We start from the raw sequence: 25,669 nt of genomic DNA on the forward strand, positions 1-25,669 counted from the left end.
CCCAAATCCATATCCCCCGAAGAAATCTGCTCGGGTGACACAAAGCGCAGACTGGAAAACCCGCTGCAGTCACCCTAAATGGTCAATATCCACTTATATGGTCAGTTATGAACATGGTTCAATCCGCTCAGGACACTGTTTTTTCACCTGCTCTCTGTCGTGCGGCCCGTGGGTATCTGGACTGGACGCAGGAGGAACTGGCGTTGCAGTCGCTTGTCTCCCGCAGCACCATCCGCGACTACGAAGGCCAGCGCCATGGTGCGCACCGATCGACCGAGGCGCAGCTCAAACTGGCCTTCGAGAAGGCAGGTCTGCGCTTCACCAACGACAATGGTTTTCCGGGCATCTTCTGCTCTTCTCCGCGGGAAGGCTAGTTGAGGCGGGCTCGAAACGTGCCCGCCTCAAGCTTTTATCACGCGGGCTGTTCCTGCAGCGGCTCCCGATTGCGGATCTTTCTGCGGTTTCGCCAGTCCCCGAGGAAGAGCAGGATCGGCGCGGCAATCAACACCGAAGACGACGCCGCGATAAAGATCCCGAAGACCATCGGCACGGCAAAGCTCTCGACCGCACTGCCACCCCAGACCGCCATAGGCACCATGGCGAGGAAGGCTGTGGCGGAGGTGTAGAGGCTTCGGGCCAGCGTCTCGTTGATTGACAGATTGATCAGGTCTCGGAACGGCATTGCCTTGTAGAGACGCATGTTCTCACGCATTCGGTCATAGACCACCACCTTGTCGTTGACGGAGTAGCCGACCAGCGTCAGCAATGCCGCGATCGCCGTCAGATTGAAGTCGAGCCCTGTTAGAGCGAAAAAGCCGATCGTCTTGGTCACGTCGAGGATCAGGGTCGCGATCGCACCAACGGCGAACGGCCAGTCGAAGCGCACCCAGATGTAGACGAGCATCGCAAGCGACGCGAGGATGACCGACGTCAGTCCTGCCGCTGCCAGTTCGCCGCTGACTTTGGGGCCAACCACCTCGGTTCGCTCGATCTTGGCCGAGGCGTCGATCGTCTGGATCGCCTCGCGGACCTTTGTGACCGCGTCGGTCTGGGCCTGCTCTCCCCCGGCTGCCGCTCGAGGCGCAGCATGACGTGATTGCTGTCACCGAACTCCTGCAAGGCGACTTCCCCGAGGTTCAATCCCTCGATCCCGGAGCGGAGACGGCCTAGATCGGCGGGCCCGGTTGTCGACAGTTCAAGTTGGATGCCGCCCTTGAAATCGACGCCGTAGTTGAGGCCGGGTGTGATGAAAAGGATGATCGACGAGATCGACAGGAAGGCCGAAACACCGATACCGAACAGGCGCGCCTTCATGAAGTCGATCCTGGTGCCGTCCTTGATCAGCTTGAACGGCAACAGCGGCTTGATCGTGATCGTCTTGAGTTTCCAGCGGCGAGCGATGGCAACCATGGCGACACGGACGACCGAGACGGCGGTGAACATCGAGATTGCGATGCCGAGGCCCATGGTGACGGCAAAGCCGCGCACCGGACCCGAGCCGAACCAGAACAGGAGCACGGTTGCGATCAGGGCCGTGACATTGCTGTCGATGATCGTCGAATAGGCCTTGGCGAAGCCCTGGTCGATGGCCGCGAAGGCCCCTCGCCCCTTGGCCGCCTCCTCGCGGATACGTTCGTTGATCAAGACGTTCGCGTCGACCGCAAGACCGATACCAAGCACGATCCCCGCGATCCCGGGTAAGGTGAGCGTCGCCCCGACGATGGTCAGCCCTGCAAAGGTGAGGATGACGTTCAGGGTCAGAGCGAGCACGGCCAGCAGGCCCCAGGCGCCATAGAGCGCGACGATGAAGGCAACGACCAGGCCGAAACCGGCAAGACCCGATACGATGCCCATTTCTATCGCGTCGCCACCGAGGTCGGCGCCGACGGTGCGTTCTTCGATAACGGTGAGCTTGGCGGGGAGCGCACCGGCGCGCAAGAGTGCCGCGAGCGTATTGGCCTCATCGACCGAAAAGTCCCCGGAGATCTGTCCCGCTCCACCTGTGATCGGCTCACGGATGACCGGCGCGCTCAGGACCTTGTCGTCGAGCACGATGGCGAAGGGACGGCCGACATTGTCGCTCGTGATGCGGGCAAAGCGTTCCGCGCCGACGCCATCGAAGCGGAATGACACCACCGGCTGGCCGCCCTGCTGGTCGAACTGGACGCGCGCATCGGTAAGCCTGTCACCGGCCAGCAGCACCGTTGCCTGCACCGGATAGCTGCGACCTTCGTCATCCCTCAGCGTCTCGACGCCGGCGGCACCCGGCTCGCCGAGCAGATGAAAGCTCATCTTCGCGGTCGTGCCGAGAAGCGCCCGCAGCCGTGACGGATCCTGCTCTCCCGGAAGCTGGACGAGAACACGGTCGCCACCGACACGCTGGATGGTGGGTTCGGCCACGCCGACCTGATCGACACGCTGGCGAATGACTTCGAGGCTCTGGTCGACGGCATGGCCGAGGCGCGCCGTGATACCCTGTTCGGTTGGCGCCATGCGCACCGTGTCGCCGCCGGTTGTGAAGACATCGAGCTCCGGCAGGCCAGTCCCGGTGACGGTGATCGCAGGGTTATTGAGCACCGCAAGCGCCTGTCTTGCCGCAGCAAGCTGGGCGGGGTTGGCCAGCGTGACAGCAAGGGCGTCGCCGTCACGGCGGATGCTGCGTGTCTGGATGCGGGCTTCGAGCAAGGCGGTACGCGCTTCCTGGGTCAGGCTCTGAAGCCATTCGTCGAGCATGGCAGGACGATCCACCTCCAGAACGAGATGGGATCCGCCGCGCAGATCGAGACCGAGAGAGACGCGCTCGTGGGGCATGAAGGAAGGAAAGCGGGACAGGGTTGCGTCGGAGAGCACGTTTGGCAGAGCCACGAGCAGGCCGAGCACGATGACGAGCATATAGCCCATCACCTTGGCGATAGAGTTCTTCATTTGAAAATCCAGCATTTCGCGGCCGCTGCTTGAGGAGCAGTGGCGCAAACGGTTCGAGCCATCACGGAGATGGCGGCAAAACGGTCAGACGAGGGGCTGGATCGTCGGGGGTGCGCGCGACCGATAGGCCAGCGGCAAATGAAAGAGGGCGCGGTCGGAAAGGATCCGTTTGGCCCGGTCACCCTGTCGGCTTGTCGAGACGGCGTGGATCTCGGGCGCAACAAAGCCATCACCCGCCTCGCCCGGCCTCAGCTTCGGTCGCGAGGACCGTTCGGATGCGCTGAGATAGCGGGTGTCACTGGTGGCGCCGGCAACCAGTTGTCCGGCATCCGAGCTGGTCAGGACGCTTGCGCTGGAAGATCCGTGGTGAAGACGACCAAAAGCATCGCCGCCGAACACCAGGAGCAGCGAGGCAAACAGACTTGCAATGACGGCTTTCAGGTGCGCGCGCTGCCGAAGCGGCGTGTGATGCCTCAAGTCTTGAGCGTCCATGACCATCCTTCCGAGGACGGATGTGGCATATCCGAAAGCATTTCTCCACCCAGCAAGCTCGAGCCTCCTCTATAGTCGGACCGCTCGCCTTCAGCCGGCGTTCGGGTCGATGGACCGCGTTTTCACGTGCATGTGATCGAAATGCAGGTCATCTGGCCTTTGCGAAAGTGGTGGCGAGCGATCGAGAAGGCAAGCCTTGTGCCGCGCAGATCCCTCTCCGCCCACGTTTTCAATAGCATCCGATCGCGATCTTTGATTGTACACAGCTCCGGACAACCGACTGTCACAATTTCGTTGCAGGTTCATATGTTTTCGTTTTGAATGCGAGACGCTTCAAACGAAGCGCGCTCACGCAGATCTGGGAGGATCTGACGTAGGGCAAGTCTTGGCCAGCCTGTCGCTTGGCCAGGTGGAACATCAGGGAGGCACCATGTCCACGAAACGTTTCGCTGCATCCGCGGCGACCCTCGCCCTTTCGCTTTCTTTCGGCTCTTCTGCCTTTGCCGCCACGGAACTGCAGTGGTGGCATGCCATGACCGGCGCCAATAACGAAGTTGTCGACCAACTGGCCAAGGAATTCAACGAGAGCCAGAGCGATTACAAGATCATGCCCGTCTTCAAGGGCACCTATCCGGAAACGCTGAATGCCGGCATCGCCGCATTCCGCTCCAAGCAGCCACCGGCTATCATTCAGGTCTTCGACGCTGGCTCGGGCGTCATGATGGGCGCTGAAGGCGCTGTCGTTCCGGTTGCTGAAGTGCTGCAGAAGGGTGGCTTCGAGTTCAACAAGTCCGACTATCTGGCCGGCATCGTTGCCTACTATTCGAAGCCTGACGGCACCATGCTGTCCTTCCCCTACAATTCGTCCTCGCCAGTTCTCTACTACAACAAGGATACCTTCACGAAGGCCGGCCTTGACGCAGAAAACCCGCCGAAGACCTGGCCGGAAGTCTTCGAAGCCGCACGCAAGATCAAGGACAGCGGCGCGGCTCCATGCGGCATGACGTCGACCTGGCTGACCTGGATCCAGACCGAGAACTTCGCCGCCTGGAACAACGTGTCCTACGGCACCAATGAAAACGGTCTTGCCGGCGGCACCGTCGAACTGAAGGTCAATTCTGATCTCTACGTCCAGCACTTCCAGTCGATCGCCGATCTGGCCAAGGATGGCGCGTTCCGCTACGGCGGCCGCACCTCGGAGGCCAAGCAGCTGTTCCTTTCCGGCGAATGCGCGATCATGACCGAGTCCTCCGGCGGCCTTGGCGACATCGTCAAGTCGGGCATGAACTACGGTATCGGCCAGCTTCCCTACTACGAAGGCAATGGCCCGCAGAACACCATTCCGGGTGGCGCCAGCCTCTGGGTCTTCGGTGGCAAGAGCGATGAAGAATACAAGGGCATCGCCCAATTCTTCAACTTCCTGTCGCAGACGGAAATCCAGGCACGCCTGCACCAGGTATCCGGCTATCTTCCGGTGACCAATGCCGCTTATGAGGCGACCAAGTCCTCGGGCTTCTACGAGAAGAACCCGGCGCGCGAAACGCCGATCCTGCAGATGACCGGCAAGGCTCCGACCGAAAACTCCAAGGGCGTGCGTCTGCCGAACCTGCCGCAGGTTCGCGACATCATGAACGAAGAGTTCGAAGCCATGCTGGCCGGCTCGCAGGATGCCAAGACGACGCTCGACAAGATCGTCGAGCGTGGCAATGCAGCCATCGCTTCCGTTTCCAGCAACTGATCTGACCGAATGACGACACTGCCCGCATCGCAAGGTGCGGGCAGTGCTTTTTCCATGGCCGGCTGAGGAGCATCGCCTTGCACACGGTTCACTTCCCGAACAAAATCCTGCCCTATCTGCTGTTGGCGCCCCAGATCATCCTGACGCTGGTCTTCTTCTTCTGGCCCGCAAGCCAGGCGATCTACCAGTCCATGCTGAGGGAAGATCCGTTCGGGCTCAAAAGCACCTTCGTGGGCTTCGCCAATTTCTCCAACATTCTGTCGGATCCGAATTACCTGCACGCGTTTCAGGTGACGATCGTGTTCAGCGCGCTGACGGCTCTCGTCTCGATGGCGGTCGCGCTGCTTCTGGCCACGGCGGCCGACAAGGTGGTCCGCGGCCAGACCTTTTACCGCACGCTGCTGATCTGGCCCTATGCCGTCGCCCCTGCCGTTGCAGGCATGCTGTGGCTCTTCATGTTCAACCCGGCCATGGGAACGCTTGCCTATCTCTTGCGCTCCACAGGCTTTGATTGGGATCCGCTTCTGAAGGGCGACCAGGCCATGGCGCTCATCGTCTTCGCCGCCGCCTGGAAGCAGATCAGCTACAACTTCCTCTTCTTCGTTGCAGGCCTTCAGGCGATCCCGAAATCGCTCATCGAAGCGGCCGCCATCGACGGGGCCCGCGGCAGCAGGCGGTTCTGGACCATCATCTTCCCGCTTCTGGCCCCGACGACCTTCTTCCTGCTGGTGGTCAACACCGTCTACGCCTTCTTCGATACCTTCGGCATCATCCATGCCGTCACCGGTGGTGGCCCGGCCAAGGCGACCGAAACGCTGGTTTACAAGGTTTACAACGACGGCTTCGTCAACCTGAACCTCGGCTCATCCGCAGCGCAGTCCGTCATCCTGATGATCATCGTGATCGGCCTGACTGCCTTCCAGTTCCGCTTCGTCGAGAAGCGGGTTCATTACGGCTGAGGACCGGACATGATTGAAAAACGCCCCATCGCCAATATGATTGGCCACCTGATCCTCGTCATCGGCATCATCGTCGTTGCCTTTCCGATCTACTACACCTTCATCGCGTCCTCGATGAGCTCGCAGGATATCATCCGGCCGCCCATGTCGCTGTTGCCGGGCGACCATCTGGTCGAAAACTACACGGAAGCCATGTCCGGCGGCGTGGAGCGCGTCGTCGGCGTGAGCCTCGAACGGCTGTTGTTCAATTCCTTCGTCGTCGCGATCGCGATCGCCGTCGGCAAGATCATCATCTCGTTCCTCTCGGCCTTCGCGATTGTCTTCTTCCGCTTCCGTTTCCGGATGTTCTTCTTCTGGATGATCTTCATCACCCTGATGCTACCGGTCGAGGTACGCATTCTGCCCACCTACAAGGTGATCGTGGATCTTGGGCTGATCGACACCTATGCGGGGCTCACGCTCCCGCTGATGGCGTCAGCGACGGCAACCTTCCTGTTCAGACAGTTCTTCCTGACCATACCGGGCGAACTGGTTGAAGCTGCGCGCATCGACAATGCCGGGCCGTTCCGCTTCATGAAGGACATCCTGCTGCCGCTGTCGACCACCAACATCGCAGCACTCTTCGTCATCCTCTTCATCTATGGTTGGACCCAGTATCTCTGGCCGCTTCTGGTCACGAACGATGCGAAGATGAATACCATCATCATCGGCCTTCGCCGCATGGTCGATTTCACCGACGCCTCCACGCCCTGGAATTACGTCATGGTTACGGCGATCCTCGCCATCATCCCTCCCATCATCGTTGTCGTTCTGATGCAGCGATGGTTCGTCAAAGGTCTTGTGGAGACAGAAAAGTAATGGCCCAGATTGTTTTGAACGATGTCCGCAAGATGTATGGCAATGTCGAAGCCATCAAAGGCGTGTCTCTGGAAATCGCCGATGGGGAGCTCGTGGTTCTCGTGGGGCCATCCGGCTGCGGCAAGTCCACGCTGTTGCGCATGATTGCCGGCCTTGAGAGCATCTCAGGCGGCGAGATCGCGATCGGCGACCGGGTCGTCAACCAGCTGGAACCATCCGAGCGCGACATTGCCATGGTGTTCCAGAACTACGCGCTCTACCCGCACATGACCGTCCGCCAGAACCTGGCTTACGGTCTGAAGAACCGCAACACGCCGAAGGACGAGATTGACCGCCGCATCGAGCAGGCGGCCAAAGCACTGGAGATCGAGCAGTTCCTGGAGCGCAAGCCCCGTCAGCTCTCGGGCGGCCAGCGTCAGCGCGTTGCCATGGGTCGCGCCATCGTCCGCGAGCCGGCGGCCTATCTCTTCGACGAACCGCTGTCGAACCTCGATGCGAAGCTGCGCGTGCAGATGCGCGTCGAGATCAAGCGGCTGCAGCGGTCGCTCGCCACAACCAGCGTCTACGTGACCCATGACCAGATGGAGGCCATGACGCTCGCCGACAGGCTCGTTGTACTGAATGCCGGGCGTATCGAACAGGTCGGCACGCCGATCGAGCTTTACGAGCGCCCGGCGACGACCTTCGTGGCAACCTTCATCGGGTCACCCTCGATGAACCTGCTGCAGATGGCGACGAAGACCGATAGCTGGTCGATGACGTCAGATGCGTCGGTTCCGTCGGGCACTGCCACACTCGGCATTCGCCCGGAAGATCTCCACCTGATCACGGACGTGCCGGGGGACGAGATCTTCACCGCAAGCGTCAAGGTCGCCGCGGTTGAACTGGTTGGGGCCGAAAGCTACGTGCACGGTACGCTTACCGATGGCAGCGACATCGTCTTCCGTGTGGCGGGTCGCTCGCGGATCGAGATGGACGACATGGTGCAGATCGGCGCGAAGCCATCGGACCTGCACTACTTCGATGCAAACGGCGCGCGTCTCAACTGATACCATCGGTTCGATACATCAGCGGGGCCTTCCGGCCCCGCTTCGATGGCTGCCTGGCACGGTCCGAGACCTCAATCTGCCCGTTGGACACTCGACAGGTGGTTCAGGAGAAACCGGTGTGTGCCGGGATTGGCGACGATCAGCAAACCGGATTTCTCGAAGAATTCCGGTCCCCGGCCCCACCAGTCGGTCACCACCCCACCAGCTTCTTCCACCAGAAGAATCCCGGCTGCCGTATCGACGAAACCGGTCTGCTCGAAGTAGCCGGTAAAGCGACCGCAGGCGACATAGGCGCAACAATTGGCGGCACTGCCGAGAACGCGGACGGCGCCGATCGGTGCGCGGATCGCATCCAGCCGTGCATAGGCGCCGGCATGCATGGAGAGGTTGGGCGTGGGAAGGCCGGTTCCGACCACCATCTGGCTGACATCGGCGCTGTCGCGCATTTCGAGCCGCTTGCCGTTGAGGTAAGCACCCTGCCCTTTGACGGCCGTGAACATCTCGTCCGTCACCGGATTGTAGACGAGGCCGCAGATCGTCTCTCCGGCACGCCGCAATGCAATCGTGATCGTATAGTCGAGACCCCAGAGGAAATTGGTGGTTCCGTCGATCGGGTCAACGAGAAAGCGATAGGTGTCATCCACACCCTTGACCGGCGGAAACTCTTCTCCGCTGAGGCTCCAGTCGGGATAGCGCGTCAGCAGGTGATCGCGGATGAGGGTTTCGGACTGCTCGTCGGCAATACTGACGAAATCGCCCGGTCCCTTCACGCCGATTTCGAGTGTCTCCCTGCGATGAAAATGCTCAAGCGTCAGCGCGCCGGCGCGCCGCGCGGCCTCGACCATGTCGGTCAGGACGATTGTGGGATCGACTAACATCAAGCGGCTCCTTCGGCCAAGGCAAACAGGAGACCCTCGGGGTCATCCGTGGTGATCTGGTCGACCCGCAGGTCGAGGAGACGGCGGATCTTTGCAAGCGTGGCCGAATTGATTGACCGGATCGTCCAGGCATCGACACGCCGGTTGTCGTCGTGCACGGCGCGGATGAGATCGACGCCGGCAGCATCGGCCGCCAGAATGAGCTCGTAGTCGAGATAGATCATCGCCGCTTCCGGTGCCGTCTTCAGTGCAGCCGCAATAAAGCGCGAGAAGTCCTCCCGGGATTGCAAGTCATCGAGCACGCCGACATAGGTCGGGTCGTATCCGGTTCTGAGCCCAGGCGTGGCGGCAGCCAGAGACGCGACGGCAGCGCTATCGCCACCCGAAAGGATCATCGCATGCGCCACCTTGGAAACGGCCGCCGCAAAATTGGCAATGACGGCCGGCGACAGGCGCGACAGGTCTTCCTTGTAGTCGAGCTGCAGAAGGGCATCGCGATGGGCAGGATTTGCAGCCAATAGGTCACAGAGATCCTCGAGCAACATGACCCGGTCAGCGATCGGCTCCCCGTCGTTTCCGCGCAGGAAAAGCCGGCGCAGCGTTTCGGCTGATGTCTCGCAGACCAGGCCGGATCCGGTGGTGCCGTGATCGAGTTCGAGATCGTGCAGGATCGCAAAACCCTTGTCGGCATGCACCACGAGATCCACCTCGACACTCGCGCCGATACGCATGGCGTCGAGAATACGGGTCGGCGTGAATTCGGCGTCAGAGGCTTTTCTCCGCGCCCGGTGCCACTTGATAAGGGTCCTGTGACCCTGGTGGTCGAGGAATATGGGGTCAGGCTGCATCAGAGGACCGGTAGAGTTTGACGTTGTCGCGGAAGGCGGCAAAGGCGCGGGGACGCAGATCCACGGCGTGGCCGGAACTGAAGGGTTCGGGGCTGCGCACCATGGATTTGAGCCGCGTACCATCGGAGAGATGGAGATCGACCAGACCATGGGTTCCGAAATCGGTCACGCGGTGGACAACTGCCGCGCCATCTTCCGTGCTGACCAGATCGAGCGCTTCAGGCCTGACGGCCAGTGTGACCGGGCCATCCGAGACGGGCATGTCCACAGACAGGTCGGGATGCACGAAACGGCCGTTTTCGACCTTGCCTTCGACGAAGTTCATCGTGCCGATGAAGCCAGCGACAAAGGGCGTTAGCGGATCGCGGTAGATGATCTCCGGCCGATCGGCCTGCTCGGTCCTGCCATTTTGCATGACCACGATGCGGTCCGCCATCGAGAGGGCCTCATCCTGCCCGTGGGTGACGAAGAGCGTCGTGATCTTCAGGCGAAGCTGGATGTCGCGCACCTCCTCGCGCAAGCGCTCCCGCAGGTGCTGGTCGAGACTTGCGAAGGGCTCGTCCAGAAGCAGGATCTTCGGCTCGAGGATGAGAGAGCGTGCGAGTGCGACGCGCTGCTGCTGGCCTCCCGAGAGCTCGTTGGTCATGCGTCGATCGTAGCCCTTCAGGCCGACCAGCTCGAGCACGCCCTCGACCCTGTCACGGATTTCGGCAGCGGGCCGCTTGCGCAGCTTCAGCCCGAAGGCGAGGTTGTTGAAGACATTCATGTGCGACCAGAGCGCATGGCTCTGAAAGACCATGCCCGTCGGACGTTGCTCCGGTGGCAGACGCGTCACGTCCTGATCGTCGATCGCGATGGTACCCGCTGACGGCTGTTCGAAACCACCCACCATGCGCAGCAAGGTCGACTTGCCGGAGCCGGAAGGCCCGAGCAGGCAGACCAGCTCGCCATCCGCGACATCGAGCGAGACGCTGTCGACGGCGGTGGGTCCTGCCCCAAAGATCTTGGAGACCGCGCGTATGCTCAGTTTGGACATCTTGGCATTCCTGTAAGACTGTTGTTCATCCCCCAAAGCCCTTGGCAAAGGCGTTGCCGCCGATCACCCGGCGGGCGAACATCAGAGCGATGAAGGACGGGACCCAGAGCATGACGGACAGGACCGCGCCGAACTGGATGACCATCTGGTTGTTGATGAAGCTGATCATCAGCACGGGCATGGTGCGGATGCCCGGCGCGCCGATCAGCCAGGCGCCTTCCGTCTCATAAAAGGTGCCGACGAATGTCAGGAGAAGGGCCGCCGCGATGGTGGGCGCGGCCTGGGGCAAGGTAATCGACCAGAAGACACGGAACGGGCCTGCACCCACGTCGCGGGCAGCCTCTTCCATGCGGCGATCGACGGCCTGGAATGCGGCAACCGGGATCCAGATCATGAACATCAGCGTGTTGACGAGCTGGATAAGCGCCACACCCCAAAAGGTGCCGATCAGGTCTAGCTGCAGAAAGATCGCGGCGATGGCGACGAGGAGACCGAACTTCGGGAAGGCATGGCCTGCAAGAAACGAGAAGAACAACAAGTCACGGCCTGGAAACCGCATACGCGCAAAGGCATAAGCTGCCGGCAGGCAGATGACCGCGGAGGCAAGCGTCACCACGGCCGAGAGCGTCAGGCTCAGCCACAGCGCGCTCCACACGTCCGAACGGTTGAGCGTCTGCTCCCAGAACCGCAGACCGAATTGTTGTGGCAGCACATTCGGATAGCGCCAGACCTCGGTGAAGGCCCAGATGCCGACGACGAGTAGAGGCAGGACGACGACGATCGAAAGCACGAGTGCGAGCAGCATGCCGGTGCCATCGATCCGGCGCGGCGGGGTTATGGATTCGGTCATTTGCCTCATCTCCCCTGGTTGCGGGCGACGGAGCGCACGTAAAACAGGCCAAAGACAATGCAGAAGCCGAAGGTGATGACAGCCTGCGTGATCGCTCCAACAGGATCGTTCAGGTCCCGGAACGTGCGCTGCATGAAGGGGCCCATCATCTCGGGCGACGCTGGGCCGAGCAGATAGGGCAGCGTAAAGGCGGAAAAGATGCCGAGTACGGCGAAGGAGAGTGCCACCAGGATGGAATTGGTGATCTGCGGCAGAATGATGTGCCGGAGAACCCGAAGCCGGCTTGCACCGACATCCCGCGCAGCCTCGATCGCCATGTTGCTCACCGAGCCGAGACCCGAGAGCAGGATCAGCACCGTCAGCGGAATATTGTCCCAAACCAGTCCGATCACCGGCCCCCAGGGCGTGAGATAGGGCGTTCTCAATTTCGGCAGGCCGGCGAAGTTCAAGAGCAGGTCGACCATGCCATTCGGCCCGAGCACGCGGATCAGGGCATAGGCGAGAATGATCGATGGAACGAACATCGGCAGGATGGCAAGCGCCTGCACATAGGAGGCGATACCGCCCTTGGCAAAGCGCAGGTAAAGCGCGATCGGAAGCGACACGACCAGGAGCAGCAGGGCACAGACCGCTGTGGTCCAGAGCGTCAGGCTGAGATTGTTGAGACTGTAGGCGTCGGAAAAGAAGAAGATGTAGCTCGACAGGTCGAAACCTGCCTCACCATCGGGCGAAGTACGCCACACCGTGCGCAGGACGGCACTGATGATTGGCCAGATGACCAGCCATCCGACAAGCGAAACCGGTAGGGCGACGAGCAGGAGGCCAATAAGCCCCCTGCCCGACATGGTTCTGGATATGGCAGACGCACTCACGCCTGAACTCACGACTTCCGGTCGATGGTCGGTGCCACATTGCGGTACCAGCCGTCATTGACGGCGACTTCCCAGGCGCCCGACGGGAAGGTCGGAATGCTGTTCGGGATGATAGCGGCAAACTTCTCGCGCAGATCGGCGGAGACATGTTCCCAGCTGACGCCAGGGAAGCCGCCGAGCTCGGAGAGGATGGCACCCTGGATCTCTTCGGTCAGGACGAAGTCGGCCAGCTTCAGGGCTGCGTCGCGGTTCTTGCCATTGCTCAGCACCACGGCGCGCGAGAAGTTGCCGCAAAGAGCCAGATCCTGAAGCTGCACGATGCCAGTGGTTTCCGGCAGGACGCCCTGGGCGATCGCCTGGAGAACCTGGTCGGACCAGACCGGGATCATGGTCACAACGCCCTGGGCCAACAACTGGATCGACTGGGTGTTGCCGGAGGAGTAGGCGCCGTTGTCGTAGAGTGACGGGGCGATGTCCTTGAGCAGTTCCCAAGCCTTGCCGAGGGCCTCATTGCCGAAGGCTTCGGTGTAGTTGTCGACCGTGAATGCCTTAGGGTCGAGGCCGTTTGCCTGATGGATGGCACGACGGACGAAGTTTCCGCCCGAACCACCCTTGTCAGGGCGGTTGTAGACGAACTGGCCGGGGTTTGCCTTGATCCAGGCGACGAGCGCATCCCAGGTCTTCGGCGCATCGGCAGCCGCCAGCTTGGTGGTGTCATAGGCGAGAAGCACCTGGCTGCCGCGATAGGGAAGCGAGAAGTCGCTATCGATAGCGAGCGGGTTGACCTTCGCATAGTTCGACAGGCCAGCTTCCTTCATGTTGACGTAGAGGCCGGCTTCGATGGCGCCCTTTGGCAGACGCGGATCGGTATGCTCGAAGTAATCGGCCTGCGGGTCGGTGTTCGTCTGCATTGCCGCGATGGCGCGCTCGGCGATCGACTGGATGCCTGCATTGTCACCGGCATCGACGAGATTGAGCTTCACGCCCGCATGCGCTGCTTCGAAAGCCGGCTTGACAGTGTTGGTCCAGAAATCGAGCACATTGGCATCCGAGCCGGTATACCAGTCGATCTGGCCTTCGGCTGCAAAGGACAGCTTCGGCAGGATCATCATTCCGGCAACGGTGCCGGCCGTGGAAATCAGGAATGCGCGACGCTTCATCGTCTTCTCCCTTGGCTGCCGCGCCACTCGGCGTCGGCTTACAATCAAACCCCGAGACACCGCGACATTGACCCAGACGGGCCTGCAGCCTGCATCTCTCGAAATGCTTCGCCCGGGCACGCCTGCAGAGGGACCGCCGCCTCGGCCCCTCTGCAGGTCTGCACCATGCGCCTGCACATGCGTGCAACGCGCTTGAACGGGCATTTCCGTCCTACAGGGATTAGACGAAGGTTTGATGACACCAGCGCAATGCACACGCGTGCATTAGGTCGTCCCAGGTTGGGGACGAACGGAGCGGCGCCAGACGGCAACCGGCTCGAAGACCGCTCCGTCCCCCTGCGGAGCCTCTGTCAGGCCTTGCACTTCCGTCAGGAGACTAACGACATGCGCCGCTATCCGATCGAGTGGCTGCTCGAAGGTTGTCAGGCGATAGGCTTCCCAAGAAGCCTGCTCGATATTGTCGAAGCCGATGACGCAGAGATCCTCCGGGATCCTCAGGCCGAATTCGAGGCGTGCCCCATCCATGAAGCCGATCGCCAGCAGATCGGTGACAGAGAACACGCCGTCCGGAGGTTCCGACCGGGCATAGACGCGTTTGGCGGCCTCGAAACCGGCGCGATAGCTGGTAGCGTCCGCCTCGAAGACGGTCACCCTGATCGCTTCAGCGGCTGCCGCTTCGAGGAAGCGCGCTTCTCTCTCCACCAGGCTCGGGGTTCGAGCAGCCGAGGTTAAGATCCCGAGGCGCTTGCACCCGGCCCGTTTCAGGAGGAAAAGCGCCTCTCTTGCGGCCGTCGCATTGTCCAGCCCGACATTATCGCAGCCTTCCAGACCGTCGTCGCGGTTGATCAGGATAACCTGTTGGCCGTTGGCAAGCGCCGTTTTCACCAATCCCGTCGATGGCGTTCCCGACAGGACCACCGTCGCATCAGCGCGGTAGTGCAAGGTGAGCTTCAAGGCGTGATTGACGCTTGCCTCGTCACTCTCGGTATTGAGAACCACGGTGATCTTGCCGGCCGCCTGAAGCTTGCGGGTCAAGCGGTCGACCATCGCCGCCCTGACGGGCGTGGTCAGATCCGAGACGATCAGACAGACGATATTGCTGCGCTCGCGCAGCTGGCGGGCCAGATGGTTGACGTGATAGCCGAGCGCCTCGGCCGCTTCGACGACCTTTCGACGCGTTTCCTCAGAAACGCTCGCGCCTTCGGTAAAGGTACGCGACACGGCCGAACGGGACACGCCGGCACGCTCGGCCACCATTCTGGCGCTGACAAAAAGCGGCGAGCCATTCTTACGCATGCAGCAAAACCAATAGAGAGTTAGGGGCTCGTTCCGAAAAGCCCGGTTGCGGGCCTGACAGAACGGGACAGAGGGCGCATTACGCGTCTAGTGTGACACAAATTCGTGAGAAGGGTGAAGCAGACGGTTGAGGCACCAGGTCGAAATTGGTTGCAATTCGTACCGATTAGGGGCGCGCCATGGTAGACGAGGCCAATTTCTGAAGAACGGACAGCTGAGCCTCAGCCTTCATTTCGCCCGCTTCTTAAGAACTTGGTAAGAATTCATTCCTGTCGGAGGTCTCCATGGCGCTTGGCGCATCGCATCGTTTGCAGGATGGCGTCCTTGCCGTCGAAACCATGACCCGCTTTGCGCTCGCCGTTCTGGCCCTTGCGTCCGGTGTCTACACCTATCTGGGGGTCCGCAGCCTTCTCGATGGCTCACCGACCGCGGTCTTCTTTGCCGCCATCATCTATTCGGCCTCGGTCTCGGTCGCGATTTATGCCTTCTGGTCTTACATGGCGCGCTTCTACCCCCATGTAACCGGCGCTGCGGCGCGCGGCGCCATGATCGGCGTGATGGCACTCGGCTGCGCCATGATCATTGCCATGTCGAGCTGGCTGAATGCGGCGGCGCTTGCAGGCTCTGCGGCGCTCGAACAGCATCTCGCAGAGACGGTGCAGGACTACACGGCGGATCTCGATCAGGCACATCAGAATGCGCTCGCCGCCCAAAGCCTGTTGCCAGACATCCAGCGGACATCGGAGCGCTTTTCGCGGCTCGCCGAAGATGAACGGCAGAATGGCGCGCTCACCGGCACCACGGGTGCGGGCAGCGTCGTTCAGCTTCTGACGCAGATGTCTTCGCAGCTGAGCGAACTCGAGGCCGGCATTGTCGCATCGCGCGAGCGGGTCACGACGCTCTTTGACCAGGGACGCGCTCATCTGGCGACCATGCGCACGCTGGTTTCGGCGCCCGGGGCAATCGCTCCCCGCAGCGATGAATTCTCCGCCGAGGTAGTCGCCCTTTCCGGCGTCATCACATCGCTCGAACAGACCTCGATTGCCCCCTCCGTCAAGCGGGCCGCCGATGACCTTTCACTCGGCTTCATCGCGCCTGTTGCCGATGGCCGGGCAGCCGATCTCGCGGAGCGTCAGGATCAGGTCATGCAGACGATCCGGACCTCGGTGTCCGCCCAGTCTCAAGTTCTGTCTGAGGCAGCCGACGAAATCCTCGCACGCGAGCCGGTCGCGGAGCGGCGCTTCGTACCACTGTCCTCGGCAGAGGCCGTTCTGCGTTATGCCGCAGATTTTATTCCGGCCTGGGCGGGGGCGATTTCGATCGATCTTCTTCCCGCCGTCCTGGTCTTCATCCTGACCGTGGTGCACGGAGCGATCCGGCGACAGGAGGAGCGTATGCCCTTCGCACAGCGCATCACCGCAGCCGAATTGCTTGAGGCGCTCGAGGTGCAACGTGCGCTCAATCGACAGGGGATCGATGTCGAGCAGGCGCTCCAGTCCGCCGAGGCGGAGGACGAGCGTGGGCGGATCGATTCCAACATCACCAGCCTCGACATGTCCGCCAAGGCGCCACGCAAGGGACCACCGGCGTGAAACCAGCTTCGCTCGCCCTGCGCCTGAAAACAGCCATTGTACATGCCGATGACGGTTTGCTGATGCGCAGCGCCTTCTTCGGGCTGCTGGCGGCTGCAGGCGCCTTCCTGTTCACGGACCTCAGGGAGATGAGCCTCGCGCATGCTACGCTTCCCGGCCATGATCCGATGACCACGGATGCCCCCGTGCTTCCGCCGGCGCTGACGGACGGTACTCCCCAGTTGCCCCCGGTGGAGCCCGGCAGTTCTCCGGAAACCCTGCGCCAACCGATGCGGTTCGAACTGCTGACCGGTGGCTTGCTCACAGCGGAAGGTTCGATCGATCTTGGTGCTGCGGAGCGATTTGCCGAGGAAATCGCTGCTCGCGGCGAATATGTTCAGGCGGTATCGCTGAATTCGCCGGGAGGCTCCGTCAATGATGCCCTGGCCATGTCGAAGCTGATCCGGGAGAAAGGCATCAACACCAAGGTGGCGAGCAAGGCGCTCTGCGCCTCTTCCTGTCCTCTGGTCTTTGCCGGCGGCGTGGCGCGCGAGGCAGAAGAGGATGCCATTCTCGGCGTCCACCAGGTCTTCAATGCCGGGCAAGACCGCCCCTCGCCCGAGCAGGCGATGTCCGGTGCGCAGAGCACCACGGCACGCATTGCCCGGCACCTTGAAGAAATGGGCATCGGCAACGGGCTCTGGATCAACGCGCTCGAAACGCCTCCGGACCGGCTCTACTACCTGACGCCGGAGGAGATGGCGGAGTTCAAGCTGGTCACGACCCCTGTGGCAACCGCGAAGCAGGCAGACTGATCTGCGTCGGCGGGGCCCGGTTCCCAGACAGGTGCGCGACGGCACGCCTCTCTGCAATACGCGTCAGGCATAATCCCGGAGCATGGACGAGAGCGGCATCCGGACGCGCAGCTTCATGCTGAGAAGCGCAAGCCCAGTGATCTTGCGTTGCAGGAACATCTTATCCGGAGCCGGCAGCGCCCATAGCGCGCGATCGGCAAAGATCGGTACCGCGCGCTCACGAATTTCCACGAGCGGGCCACGGTCGCTGAAATCAACCAGCCCCTCCGGCGCCTTCAGGACATGGTCGAGGACGACGCGTGTCATTTCATCCAGCGTCCGTCCGTAGCGCTCCGTTTGCGCCCGGGAAAGATAGCGCATCTCCATCAGCGCATCGCGCACCGCCGTCACGCTGCCGCCGAGAGTCGCCTGCAGGAGGAGATGGTAGTCTCTGGCGCTTTCCGGGGAGACCGGTCGTACCGCGCCGAAATCGAGCAACGCGACCCGTCCGTCCTTAGGCCTCCAGAGATAGTTGGCGAAATTCGGATCCGTCTGCATGTGGCCGAAGACGAAAAGCTCGCGCAGTGCCAGCTCGGAGATAGCCTGCATGGCCGCATCCTTTTGCGCCTGGGGTGCGGAGGCCAGGGTTTCGAGCGGAGCCCCCTCGATGAAATCCATCGCCAGGACCGTCGGCCGCAGGAGTTCCTCCACCGGGGCCGGCACCACGAAGCGGTCGTCATCGGCGAGCAGGCGGCCGAAGCGACGCATTTCCTCCGCCTCGCGCAGATAGTCGGCCTCTTCCCGCAACTGCCGCTTGGCTTCGGCCAGATGTGGCGCAATGTCGAGGCCTGCGGGAAGAAGGCCCGACAGCCGCAAGAAGGTCGCGACATTGTCGATGTCGGAATCGATGCTCTGGAGCACACCGGGATATTGAACCTTGACGGCAACCGGACGGCCTGATGACAGAACGCCCCGATGCACCTGTCCAATCGATGCGGCCGCGATCGGTGTCGTCTCGAACTGGATGAAATGGCGTCGCCAGTCCGGACCCCAGGCGCTGGACAATGAGGCTGCAAGCTGGTTCGGCGGCATGAAATGCGCTGAGGACCGGAGCTGCGCAAAGATCGACTGGAGTTCGGGCGGCAGGAATTCGCCCGGTTCCAACGAGATCATCTGGCCGAGCTTCATGGCCGCGCCGCGCATGCGCGACAGCTGATCCGCCGCCTTCAGTGCGTTCGACGGCGTCAGCAGCAGGTCTCTCAGATGCGGACGCTCACCTTTCGCCAGGCGGCTCAAGCCCTCGGCGACCATGCCCGAGGCGACGCCACCGGCAATCTGGCCAAGTGCTGCGAGCCGGCTGAGACGCCCCTGAGGGACGGGCCTGTATCGATCACGATCACTCATGACTATCCTTCCGAGCATTGGAGCGCATGTCAGCGGTGCCCCGCCTGCAGAAGGGCTGGAATCTTCTCCTTCAGCCCGAAGAAGCCCTTCCGGCAATGTGGCCAGGCCATCCGATCCCACTCGCGGAGATATTCCGTGAAGGCGATGCCGAGCCTGTCGAACTCGCCTCGCACAGGGGCAATGGAAGACGCGACGGGGCCAACGGGCAGGAAAGCGGTTGCGACCTGTGTGCAGCCTGACGATTTTGCTGCGGAAGGAAGCTCACCAGGGGCGAGAGCCCCGCAGACTTCCGCATCCGGCCACACCTGTGCGGTACGTGCAAGAGCATCGGCGAGAGCAGTCTCGTCCCACGAGCTGCGACCTTTAAGATAAACGATGGACTTCACCGGCAGCGCACGCATCGCGCCAACCTGTTCGACCGACAGATCCTCTGTGGTCAGCAGCAACAGAGTGGCTGCGGATGGATCCGACGAAGAGGCCGGCCGGATGGATGAAGGGGAAGGGGTCCGTACACTGTCTGCGGGAATGCGGGCCGTGCGTGCCAGGCCGGCAGGCGAAAAGCGGCCATCGGTCATCGAGCGGATTCGCTCGGCATCGGCGAGATAGGCCTTGCCGGCCGTGTGCAGACCCGCCACCCAACGCCAGGACAGGGTGTTCGATGCCGGATCGGCGTCGATCAGACGGTCGAACATCGAGGCGGCGCCGAGTTCCCAGGGCAGTCCGAGCGTGAAGATCCAGATCGAGGCAAACTGCATGCGCGCCCAGTTGTGCAGATAGCCCGTCTCATTCAGTTCCTTGGTCCAGGCGTCGAAACAGTCGATGCCGGTCGATCCATCGATCGCCGAGGCATGGCGTTTGCGCAGTCCCGACACTGCATCCACCTGCTCCAGCGCTCGTTCGACGGCTGCGCCATAATCCTCCCAAACGGTTGGACGCTGCTCGAGCCAGCCCTTCCAGTAGGTGCGCCAGAACACTTCACTGACGAATTTTTCGGCCGCCGCCAGTCCGTGCCGTGCCAGGACCGCGTCGACAACCTCCTGCTCGGAGATCAGCCGTCTGCGCAGCGCGGCAGACAATCGCGATACATGCACATGCTCTCCCTGCCCCTGTTCCTTGTTGCGCAAGCGTGCATAGGCAGCACCCGCATGCGGCAGAAAATCGTCCAGGCGTTGAAGGGCGTCGCTGCGGGTCAGCGGGAAGTCGAAGTCTGCCATCGTTACTCCAGATGCGTTCAATCCGGCTGGCACTGACTGGTGCCTGCCGAACAACACTACGGCTCCGCGGTGAGGGCGGACCTGCGCTCCTTCGTCACGATCTGAGCCCTGGCGCAGAACAGCCACGCCCACAGGCACAGTTCAAAAATATGATTTATCAAGTCATCTTTGTTGACCCAACGCCTGCATCCGGCCAATAGTGCGCCGCGCCATGACGCATGTGCAGGTCACCGAAACCGGGTGAGAGGCCATTGGTTTGACATATCTCCATTCGATGCAGTCCGAAATCGAGGGTATCCGCGCCCTCATGCCGCCCAAATGGCGTTCCCTCGACGGCGTCGTCGGTGTCCACTGGGAAGCGGAAGGCCATGCAGGGGCAAACGGCTATTATCTCTCGCCGGATCCACGGATCGTCTTCTTCTTCAACGATGTCAGCAGCCAGATCCGGGTGGCGGACCGGGCGGAAGAACTGGACCGGGGCGAGCGGGGCATGGCACGCGCCATCTATGTGCCGGCCGGCATGCCGATGTGGACGAAGTTCAGCAGCCGCCATCGCTTTTCCCACCTCGACCTGCATCTGCATCAGGAACGGCTGATGCGGTATCTGACGCCGGCTGTCGGCTCGTCCGCGGCGCGCGCCATCATCAGGCAACCGGTCGAATTGCAGGATCCCGGTCCCCTGGCCAGCCTCGCCACGCTTGTCGTGGACGAGCTGTCGACGGATGGCAGGCATCCAGCCTTTGCAGAGAACCTGGTAGGCAGCATCATCACCGGACTTCTCGACCTGCGGGTAAGCGAAGGGCGAACTGCTGCGCATGCCGGGCATCTCACCAAGGCGCAACTGAACCGGCTTTCCGGCTATTTCGCCAATTGCGGCGGACGCCGTTTGAGCGTGCGAGAGATGGCCGATGTCGTTGGCCTGTCGGAGAGCTGGTTCGCCACGGTGTTCCGTCAGACCACCGAAATGACGCCGCTCCAATGGCAATTGTCACGCCGGATCGACATGGCGCGGCAGATGCTTTCGGAAACGGAGATGAGCATCGCTGGCATCAGTGCGCAGCTCGGCTTTTCCGACCAGGCGCATCTGACCAAGGTGTTCCGCAGCATCACCGGGGAGACCCCGGCCGTCTGGCGACGCAAACAACAGCATTCGATCTAGATGGCCGAGGGCGCGTCGCACTCTGCGCGGCGAGCCCTCGCTGTTTTTCACCAGGTCTGGCGAAGGGTCGCGTAGATGACGCGTCCGGGATTGTAGTAGAGGGCACCGCCGTCGTTGTTGGCGATGTGCTTTTCGTCGAACAGGTTGCTGACATTCAGCTGGAAGCTCGTGTTCTCCTTGATCGCATAGGTGAAGGACGCATCGAAGACCACTGCGCCGTCGGATTTGCGGGTGTTGGCGTTATCGAAATAGTAGGAGCCGATGAAGCGCGCCCCTGCCCCGAACGTCATGTCGCCGCGATCACCGTTGCCTGGGAGCGTGTAGGTACCCCAGAGCGAGGCCATGTGCTCGGGAACCTGAGACATGCGCTTGCCGTTCACCGAGCTCGAAGCGGTGCTCGTATCCTCGATCTTCGAGTCGATGTAGCTGTATCCCGCGATCAGCCCGAAGCTCGGCGTGACCTCCAGCTTTGCTTCGAGATCCAGACCGCGATGGCGCACTTTTTCGACCGTGGTCGCAAGGTAGAACGGTCCCTCGGATGTGGTGATGTTTTCGAGCGTCAGGTCGTAGATCGAGGCGGTGATCAGACCGGGGAAGGCGTCGGGACGATACTTGACGCCCACTTCGTACTGGGAGCCATAGAGAGGCTCGTTGCCCGTGCTTGGCGGTGCGACGGACTCGGCGTAGCTGACATAGGCCGCCAGTTCCTCGGTGACCTTGTAGCTCAGACCGACGCGCTTGCTGAACTCGCTGTAGTCGCGCGACTTGGACACCCGGGTCCCCAGATCGGTCTCTTCGAGATCGAGCCAGTCGTTGCGCAGGCCGACACTGGCCGTGACGCGGTCCGAGAAGATCAGATCCTGCTGCAGATAGATGGCCCGCGTGCTTCGGTCGTTGCTCTTTCGGGTCGAGAGCGGGATCGCCGACGGCAGACCTGCGTAGACGGGATTTTGCCAATCGATCGAAGGTGTACCTGCGCCCCAGAGATAGCCGGACTCGTTGGTGGATTCGATGCTGTTGTAATCGACACCCGCGAGGGTGCGGCTCTCCACCTGATCGAAGCTTGTCTCGTACAGCAGATGGGCATCGACAATGAACTGCTCGCTTGATCCGGAGCCGAGAGAGTAGATACGGTTTGCCCTGGTGTCCGACAGGTCGGATGCACCGCTGGAATCATAGATATAGGCAAAGCCGGTGTCGCGGTTGGAATTGCTGTAGCGCGCACTGGAATTGAAACTCAGGCCGTTGCCGAAATCGTGGTCGAACAGCATCGTATAGGTATTGCGGTTCGTCGAATCGTAGTTGAAATCGGGCTCCCCGAAGAACCGGTCCCGATCGAAATCCGTGTGGAGCGGATGGCCACCACCGCTCGGGGTCACATTGCGGTCGAGGTGATCGAAGACGAATGTCAGATTGGTCATGTCGGTGGGACGCCAGGTCAAACCGCCCATGATGAAGTTCTCGTCGTTCTCCGAGAAATCATACTCACCGTCGGCCCGCTGGAACTTTCCGGTCAGGCGATAGGACAGGGTGTCGTCTTCCGTCAGATTGTCGCCGAAGTCGAAGCCCGTCTCCTTGTGGGCGAAGGATCCGACCGTGCCATAGACCTCGCCGAACCGCTCGCTGCGCGGGGTCTTCGTCACATAATTGATGGCGCCGCCCGGATCGGAAACGCCGAAGCCGGTCGAATTGGCGCCCTTCAGGATCTCAAGCCTCTCAAAGGCATAGGGTTCCTCCTTCACGCCCAGCCAGGTGCGGCCGATGGCGAGACCGTCGCGATAGGTGTAGGGCGAAAAGCCACGAATGGTGACGTAGTCGAAACGGTCGTCCGATCCGTAGAAATCGGTGGTCACGCCGGCCGTGTACTGCACCACCTTCTCGATGCTGTCGGCACCGCGCTGCTCGATTTCCCTGGACGTAACGACGGAAACGGTCGCAGGCGTTGTCAGGATCTCGCCGGGCATCTTGCCGACAGCGCTCGATTGGGTCGCGACGATCGACTTGGAATCCGCGTCGGCCTTGCCGGCCCCGTCGACGGTGATCGTCTGTAGAACGGTCGTGTCGCCATCGGTATCGGCGTCCTGAGCGACGGCGAATACCGGCACCAGGGCCACGAATGCCGTGCAGCCCAGAAGAATGCTGATGCGATGGCGAAGGGAGACGCGCGTGGCGCCCCGGGCGGAAATGGCTCTGATCATGTTGCTTCCAGAATTTGACGTTCCGACATTCCCACACGATGAACATTGAGGATCATCGTCGGGCGCCGACCGACACCGGATCCAGCTCTGCAGTCTCCTGTGGCCCTATCCCTGAGCCCCGGCCGCTGCAGTCCGAGATCGGATCGGTCTGCACGCCTTTAACTGGATAATTTTCATCCAGTATTGTAGATTTCTCTCTTTTGTAAAATCCCCCGGAAAATCAAGAGCCGATGTCGTCAGCTCGATCCAAATTGCTTGACCCCAGGAATTGAAGCTGAGAGTGACAGTCAACTTAACCAAGGGATGATTGGGACCCATGCGGATCAATTTGCATCACCTGGCGCCTCTTGCGGCCATCTTGCTGTCCCTCTCCGGCTCGACGGTCGTTGCTGCCGAGGAGGCTGGCTTTCCCCTCGAGATCAGCCATGCGCTCGGGCAGACGACCGTTCCCGAAAAACCGCATCGCGTGGCAACTGTGGCTTGGGCCAACCACGAAGTCCCGCTTGCCCTCGGCATCGTTCCGGTCGGCATGGCGGCTGCGAATTTCGGTGATGATGATGGCGACGGGCTGCTGCCCTGGGTTTCGGAGCGTCTTAAGTCCCTTGGGGCCGACGCGCCCGTCCTGTTCGACGAGGGGGATGGCATCGACTTCGAGGCGGTTGCCGGGACGGCACCGGATGTCATCCTTGCCGCCTATTCGGGCTTAAGCCAATCCGACTACGACACCTTGAGCCAGATCGCCCCCGTTATCGCCTATCCGCAGGCCCCGTGGTCGACGGACTGGCGTGAAACGATCCGCTTCGACAGCGCCGGCATGGGCATGGCGCCTGATGGTGAAGCGCTGATTGCCGATATCGAGCAGAAGATCGCAGCCGAGGTCGCCAAGTATCCTGAACTCAACGGCAAGCGGGCGATGTTCGTCACCCATCTCGACGCGACCGACCTCAGCATCGTCAATTTCTATACGACCCAGGACACCCGCGTTCGGTTCTTCGCCGATCTCGGGCTTTCGATGCCGAAAAGCGTGATGCAGGCATCGACGACCGGCAGCTTCGCCGGCTCGATCAGCGCCGAGCAGATCGATCTCTTCGATGACGTCGACATTCTCGTGACCTATGGCGACCAGGCGTTGATCGAGGCCATGAAGGCCAATCCTCTCCTGTCCCACATGCCGGCCGTGAAGCATGACGCCATCGTCACGCTTGGCCGCGATCCCTTGGGCACTGCGGCCAATCCCACCCCACTGTCGATCACCTGGGTGTTGCCCGCCTATGTAGAAAAGCTCGCGGACGCGGCGCGAAAGACGGAATGATTTTTGCTCGCTCCCTTTCGTCCGCCCATCGGCCGTCTCTTGCGAAGACGGCCAAGGGCAGCCTGGTTTGGCTGGCCGCGGCAATCGGGGTCAGCATCGGCGTCGCCTTGCTGTCCCTCACCATCGGCACCCGCGATGTACCCCTGTCGGAGGTGCTGGCGGCCCTGTCCGGGGACGTCTCGACGCTTGACCGCGCCGCAGTTGCGACCCGTGTGCCGCGCACCGTTCTGGCACTGCTCGCCGGTGCGGCCCTTGGCCTTGCCGGCGCCGTCATGCAGGGTGTGACGCGCAATCCGCTCGCCGATCCCGGCATCCTCGGCGTCAATGTCGGCGCATCGCTTGCCGTTGTGGTCGGAGTGGCGTGGTTCGGCATCAGCTCGGCCCATGCCTTCATCTGGATTGCCATCGCGGGTGCCGGCGCTACGGCCGTCTTCGTCTATGTCATCGGTTCGATGGGACGCGGTGGCGCAACGCCGCTGAAGCTCGCCCTTGCCGGTACGGCAACCGCGATCGCCTTTTCATCGCTGGTGATTGCCGTCGTCTTGCCGCGTGCAGACATTGCCGGCGGCATCCGCTCCTGGCAGATCGGCGGCGTCGGGGGCGCCACCTTCGAGCGGATGGAGCACATCTATCCGTTTCTTCTGGTCGGGTTTCTGCTGTGCCTGCTTTCAGCGCGACGCCTCAATGCTCTGGCGCTCGGTGACGAACTTGCCGCGGGGCTTGGCGAGCGCGTGGCAGTGGCACGAGGTATGGCAACGCTCGGTGCCGTTGTGCTATGTGGCGCGACGACAGCCGTCTGCGGCCCAATCGGTTTCGTCGGCCTCGTTGTCCCGCATGCCTGCCGGCTGCTGGTTGGCGTGGATCATCGCTGGCTTCTGCCATTCTCGGCCATAGGCGGGGCCATCCTGCTGACGGCGAGTGATATTCTCGGTCGCCTTGCGGCACGCCCGTCCGAACTCGAGGTCGGCGTCGTGACCGCCCTTATCGGCGCGCCGGTCTTCATCTTCATCGTTCGTCGGCAGAAGGTGAGAGATCTGTGACCCTTCTTCGATCCGA

General features: G+C 61.8%; 21 protein-coding genes and 1 pseudogene. 10 read left to right on the top strand and 12 right to left on the bottom strand.

The annotated features are described in order from the left end of the window. The first annotated feature begins 203 nt into the window (after positions 1-203). Positions 204-374, top strand: coding sequence for a hypothetical protein (locus BSY240_RS09925; protein ID WP_371418405.1), 171 nt, complete (start codon positions 204-206; stop codon positions 372-374). A 38-nt stretch (positions 375-412) separates the two neighbouring features. On the opposite strand, the pseudogene secD reads toward BSY240_RS09925, so the two are convergent. Both secD and BSY240_RS09935 read right to left on the bottom strand, forming a co-directional pair. Then, positions 413-2,925 (bottom strand): annotated as a pseudogene (secD, locus tag BSY240_RS09930) (protein translocase subunit SecD). An 84-nt stretch (positions 2,926-3,009) separates the two neighbouring features. Then, positions 3,010-3,417, bottom strand: coding sequence for a hypothetical protein (locus tag BSY240_RS09935; RefSeq protein WP_069042198.1), 408 nt, complete (start codon positions 3,415-3,417; stop codon positions 3,010-3,012). A 430-nt stretch (positions 3,418-3,847) separates the two neighbouring features. Between BSY240_RS09935 and ugpB the strand changes: the two genes are divergently transcribed. The 4 genes from ugpB to BSY240_RS09955 all read left to right on the top strand — a co-directional run bounded on the left by ugpB (position 3,848) and on the right by BSY240_RS09955 (position 8,021). Next, positions 3,848-5,155 carry a sn-glycerol-3-phosphate ABC transporter substrate-binding protein UgpB gene (gene ugpB, locus BSY240_RS09940; RefSeq protein ID WP_054150921.1) on the top strand — a complete coding sequence of 436 codons (1,308 nt, stop codon included), beginning with the start codon at positions 3,848-3,850 and terminating at the stop codon, positions 5,153-5,155. Between the two features lie 77 nt (positions 5,156-5,232). Next, positions 5,233-6,114, top strand: a complete 882-nt coding sequence (ugpA, locus tag BSY240_RS09945; protein WP_006726481.1) for a sn-glycerol-3-phosphate ABC transporter permease UgpA — start codon at positions 5,233-5,235, stop codon at positions 6,112-6,114. A 9-nt stretch (positions 6,115-6,123) separates the two neighbouring features. Next, on the top strand, positions 6,124-6,972 hold the full coding sequence (ugpE, locus tag BSY240_RS09950) for a sn-glycerol-3-phosphate ABC transporter permease UgpE (protein WP_054150756.1): 849 nt from the start codon (positions 6,124-6,126) through the stop codon (positions 6,970-6,972). Then, entirely contained in the window at positions 6,972-8,021 is a 1,050-nt protein-coding gene (locus BSY240_RS09955) for a sn-glycerol-3-phosphate import ATP-binding protein UgpC (protein WP_069042199.1), read from the top strand. Before ugpE ends, BSY240_RS09955 begins: the two co-directional genes overlap by 1 nt. Before the next feature lie 71 nt (positions 8,022-8,092). On the opposite strand, the gene BSY240_RS09960 is transcribed toward BSY240_RS09955, so the two are convergent. The 7 genes from BSY240_RS09960 to BSY240_RS09990 form a co-directional block, all read right to left on the bottom strand. Next, complete coding sequence (locus BSY240_RS09960) at positions 8,093-8,899, bottom strand: inositol monophosphatase family protein (protein ID WP_069042200.1); 807 nt, start codon at positions 8,897-8,899, stop codon at positions 8,093-8,095. Next, positions 8,899-9,747, bottom strand: coding sequence for a glycerophosphodiester phosphodiesterase (locus BSY240_RS09965; protein ID WP_069042201.1), 849 nt, complete (start codon positions 9,745-9,747; stop codon positions 8,899-8,901). Before BSY240_RS09965 ends, BSY240_RS09960 begins: the two co-directional genes overlap by 1 nt. Next, positions 9,737-10,783: an ABC transporter ATP-binding protein gene (locus BSY240_RS09970; RefSeq protein WP_069042202.1), complete on the bottom strand. Its 1,047-nt coding sequence runs from the start codon at positions 10,781-10,783 to the stop codon at positions 9,737-9,739. The genes BSY240_RS09965 and BSY240_RS09970 overlap by 11 nt, the downstream gene beginning before the upstream one ends. Before the next feature lie 25 nt (positions 10,784-10,808). Then, entirely contained in the window at positions 10,809-11,633 is an 825-nt protein-coding gene (locus BSY240_RS09975; RefSeq protein ID WP_069042203.1) for an ABC transporter permease, read from the bottom strand. A gap of 5 nt (positions 11,634-11,638) precedes the next feature. After that, positions 11,639-12,478 carry an ABC transporter permease gene (locus BSY240_RS09980; RefSeq protein ID WP_069042204.1) on the bottom strand — a complete coding sequence of 280 codons (840 nt, stop codon included), beginning with the start codon at positions 12,476-12,478 and terminating at the stop codon, positions 11,639-11,641. Positions 12,479-12,513: 35 nt separating this feature from the next. After that, the gene (locus tag BSY240_RS09985; protein ID WP_069042205.1) at positions 12,514-13,665 is read right to left on the bottom strand and encodes an extracellular solute-binding protein; all 1,152 of its coding nucleotides are present in this window, start codon (positions 13,663-13,665) and stop codon (positions 12,514-12,516) included. 264 nt (positions 13,666-13,929) lie between these two features. Beyond that, the gene (locus BSY240_RS09990) at positions 13,930-14,961 is read right to left on the bottom strand and encodes a LacI family DNA-binding transcriptional regulator (RefSeq protein ID WP_069042206.1); all 1,032 of its coding nucleotides are present in this window, start codon (positions 14,959-14,961) and stop codon (positions 13,930-13,932) included. 284 nt (positions 14,962-15,245) lie between these two features. On the opposite strand from BSY240_RS09990, the gene BSY240_RS09995 reads away from it, so the two are divergent. Then, positions 15,246-16,553: a hypothetical protein gene (locus tag BSY240_RS09995; RefSeq protein WP_069042207.1), complete on the top strand. Its 1,308-nt coding sequence runs from the start codon at positions 15,246-15,248 to the stop codon at positions 16,551-16,553. A 62-nt stretch (positions 16,554-16,615) separates the two neighbouring features. Beyond that, the gene (locus BSY240_RS10000; RefSeq protein WP_054150922.1) at positions 16,616-17,347 is read left to right on the top strand and encodes a hypothetical protein; all 732 of its coding nucleotides are present in this window, start codon (positions 16,616-16,618) and stop codon (positions 17,345-17,347) included. A 63-nt stretch (positions 17,348-17,410) separates the two neighbouring features. On the opposite strand, the gene BSY240_RS10005 is transcribed toward BSY240_RS10000, so the two are convergent. Together BSY240_RS10005 and BSY240_RS10010 are read right to left on the bottom strand one after the other, a co-directional pair. Continuing rightward, positions 17,411-18,730: an ABC1 kinase family protein gene (locus BSY240_RS10005; RefSeq protein ID WP_069042208.1), complete on the bottom strand. Its 1,320-nt coding sequence runs from the start codon at positions 18,728-18,730 to the stop codon at positions 17,411-17,413. A gap of 29 nt (positions 18,731-18,759) precedes the next feature. Beyond that, positions 18,760-19,944: an FAD-binding domain-containing protein gene (locus BSY240_RS10010; protein WP_069042209.1), complete on the bottom strand. Its 1,185-nt coding sequence runs from the start codon at positions 19,942-19,944 to the stop codon at positions 18,760-18,762. Between the two features lie 256 nt (positions 19,945-20,200). Here BSY240_RS10010 and BSY240_RS10015 point away from each other — a divergent pair, with 256 nt between their 5' ends. Continuing rightward, the gene (locus BSY240_RS10015; RefSeq protein WP_069042210.1) at positions 20,201-21,103 is read left to right on the top strand and encodes a helix-turn-helix transcriptional regulator; all 903 of its coding nucleotides are present in this window, start codon (positions 20,201-20,203) and stop codon (positions 21,101-21,103) included. A gap of 47 nt (positions 21,104-21,150) precedes the next feature. Here BSY240_RS10015 and BSY240_RS10020 read toward each other — a convergent pair whose 3' ends face one another. Next, positions 21,151-23,301, bottom strand: a complete 2,151-nt coding sequence (locus BSY240_RS10020) for a TonB-dependent siderophore receptor (RefSeq protein WP_069042211.1) — start codon at positions 23,299-23,301, stop codon at positions 21,151-21,153. 316 nt (positions 23,302-23,617) lie between these two features. On the opposite strand from BSY240_RS10020, the gene BSY240_RS10025 reads away from it, so the two are divergent. Together BSY240_RS10025 and BSY240_RS10030 are read left to right on the top strand one after the other, a co-directional pair. Continuing rightward, a complete protein-coding gene (locus BSY240_RS10025; RefSeq protein WP_069042212.1) occupies positions 23,618-24,613 on the top strand; it encodes an iron-siderophore ABC transporter substrate-binding protein in 996 nt (331 codons plus the stop codon). Further along, positions 24,610-25,653 (top strand): FecCD family ABC transporter permease, encoded by a 1,044-nt coding sequence (locus BSY240_RS10030; protein ID WP_069042213.1) that lies wholly within the window; start codon positions 24,610-24,612, stop codon positions 25,651-25,653. Before BSY240_RS10025 ends, BSY240_RS10030 begins: the two co-directional genes overlap by 4 nt. Positions 25,654-25,669 lie beyond the last annotated feature (16 nt).

The sequence above is a fragment of the Agrobacterium sp. RAC06 genome (genome assembly GCF_001713475.1).
Classification (GTDB): Bacteria; Pseudomonadota; Alphaproteobacteria; order Rhizobiales; family Rhizobiaceae; genus Allorhizobium.